The following is a 1337-nucleotide window of genomic DNA, read 5'->3' as shown; positions in this document are numbered from 1 at the left end:
AACGGCTTCCACAACAGGGAGCCGTTTTTATATGCCACTGCTTGATGACCTGCTGAGTTTCAATGACCAGCCATTATTACCCCCACCTTCCACTCAGATTTTTGCTGAGCATCTGCCCGTTGAGTGGCTACAGCATTGTCTCTCCCTCTCTACTCATGCCACCGTCAGACGTCGCCGTTTGCCCGGTGATATGGTGGTCTGGATGGTCGTCTGCATGGCTTTTTTCCGCAATGAACCAATCACTGATATTGTCCGACGCCTCAACCTCAGCGCGGATGGTGAGGCGGGTACCCAGCTGCTCGCCCGCAGTGCCATTACTCAGGCAAGACAACGCGTTGGCGCTGCGCCCGTCGAATGGCTGTTTCGTCAGACCGCGCGGACCTGGGGAGCTGAACGTTATCCCAAAGATGACTGGAAAGGATTGCAGCTTTTCGCGGTCGATGGCGCACAATTGCGTCCCCCGGACGAGCCGGAACTGCGTGATTATTTTGGCTCCAGCAACACTTCAACTGACCGCCAGAGCCCCTTTCCGGTCATGCGTCTGGTGGCACTGATGAACCTGAGCAGCCATGTTCTGCTGGATGCAGTCACCGGCCCGTACCGCAGCAGTGAGATCCGGCTGGCACATGACCTGATTAAGGCACTGCCGGATAACTCCATCACGCTCTTTGATAAGCTGTTTCACAGTGCTGATCTGCTGATGACCCTGAGCCAGAGCGGAGATAACCGTCACTGGCTGCTGCCCGCCCGTAAGAATGTGGTCTCCGACGTTCAGGAGAGTTACGGTGCGGGTGACCGGTTGCTGAAAATGAAAGTCTCCCCTCAGGCTCGCAGGCAAAATCCGTCACTGCCGGAGTTCTGGTATGCGAGGGCCGTCAGTTATGATATTGATGTCGTGGAGAAAACCGTACTGACCTCCCTTCCTGCAGACCGTTTCCCGGCAAAAGCCGTGGCAGAGCTTTACCATTCGCGCAGGGAAATCGAAGTGGGATTCAGGAATATCAAAAGCAGTCTTCAGAGCAATGCGCTGGTGTTGAGAAGCCGGAAGGTTGAGTTGCTGCATCAGGAAGTCTGGGGGGTATTACTGGCTTACAATCTCATCAGGCGGGAGGCAGCCCTGGCGGCAGAACAGCATAAACGAGCGCCGTCAGAGATGAGTTTTAAATTTGCTTATGGGGTGATAGCCACGGAACTGATAGTGCTGGGGAATACGGTTTCGCCGGGTACTATCCCGAAACGGCTGATGCATCTGAGGGGAAATCTGGAGGCGATGTTCATAACAAAACGCCCCCGACTATCAAGGCCGAGGGCGGTTAAGATGTCAAAAACCCGCTATC

At 54.9% G+C, this 1337-nt stretch carries 1 protein-coding gene; it reads left to right on the top strand.

What is annotated here, in order from left to right; genetic code table 11:
- Positions 1-31: 31 nt before the first annotated feature.
- Positions 32-1337 (top strand): IS4 family transposase (locus tag GVK32_RS28610; RefSeq protein ID WP_159880942.1); only part of this gene is annotated, 1306 nt, incomplete at its 3' end.

Origin of the sequence: Klebsiella sp. 18074, from assembly GCF_902705905.1 — a bacterium.
GTDB classification, from domain to species: Bacteria; Pseudomonadota; Gammaproteobacteria; order Enterobacterales; family Enterobacteriaceae; genus Klebsiella; species Klebsiella terrigena.
The sequence above is the reverse complement of the archived record's forward strand: the minus strand, read 5'-3'. Positions and strand labels throughout refer to the sequence as shown.